This is a genomic window from Streptomyces hydrogenans (assembly GCF_014656075.1).
In the GTDB taxonomy this organism is placed as follows: domain Bacteria; phylum Actinomycetota; class Actinomycetes; order Streptomycetales; family Streptomycetaceae; genus Streptomyces; species Streptomyces hydrogenans.
Genome location: NZ_BNBS01000102.1, coordinates 27,883 through 28,911, shown reverse-complemented (window position 1 = coordinate 28,911; position 1,029 = coordinate 27,883). Strand labels below are relative to the sequence as shown.

Genomic DNA, 1,029 nt, shown 5'->3' with positions numbered 1-1,029 from the left:
CCGGCGCCGGGCCGCCGCGCTGCTGCCGGAGGCCCGGCTCCTGGACGAGCTGGGCCTCGCCCGGGCCACGCCCGCGTCCCTGATGGCCGGCTGGGCGTCCGCCGGGGAGGGCACGGCCGTGCTCGGCGCGGGCCCGCGCGGCCCGCTCTCCGTCGACCTCACGGCGGAGGGCCCGCACCTCCTGATCGAGGGCCCCGCGGGCAGTGGGCGCACGGAACTGCTCCGTGCGGTCGCCGCCTCCCTCGCGGCCGGCGGCCGCCCGGACCGGCTCGGGCTGCTCCTGGTGGACGGCGCGGGCGGCGAGCGCGGCGAGGGCCTCGCGGCCTGTACGGAGCTGCCGCACGTCACCGAGCACCTGGTGGCGTCGGACCCGGTGCGGATGCGGGAGTTCGCCCAGGCGCTGGGCGCGGAGCTGAAGCGCCGCGCGGAGCTGCTCGGGGACGCGGACTTCGCCGACCGCCGGAACACCCGCGCGGTGATCGGCCAGCGGACCGCGAGCGCCGCCGAGTCGGTGCCGCAGGGCGTCCGGGCGGGTCTCCGGCTCCCCGACGCGGACCTGGGCGACCGCCCGAGCGGCCGGACCCTGCGCACGGGTTCCGGCGCGGTCGGCGACAGCCCGCCCGGGGCCCGTACCCCGTACCAGGGCGCGGAGGACCCGTCCGGGGCGGACGAGCTCCCCTCCACCCCCAGCGACCGTCTGGGCGGCCGCGCCCACGTCGGCGACCTCCCGGCCACCTTCGGCGGCCGCCTGGGCGGCCGCGCGGCCGCCGCCGACCTCCCCACCCGCCCCAGCGGCCGCACCCTGCGCACCGACGACCCGGCGCCCGGCGCCGGGCCGGCCTACCCCGGCACGGAGGACGTCACCGGCACGTCGAGCAGCCGCACCTCCGACCTCCCCCGCTCCACCAGCGCCCGCACCCCGTACCCCGGCTCGGGGGACGTCCCCGCTGCCGCGAGCGGACGCACCCCGTACCCCGGCTCCGGGGACCTCCCCCGGTCGAGCAGCGCCCGGACCCCGTACCCGTCCGC

Annotated in this window: 1 protein-coding gene; it reads left to right on the top strand. The window is 81.3% G+C overall.

Annotation, left to right across the window (positions count from 1 at the left end):
* A partial coding sequence (locus IE321_RS42315) for an FtsK/SpoIIIE domain-containing protein (protein ID WP_268257438.1) occupies window positions 1-1,029 on the top strand: 1,029 nt, incomplete at both ends.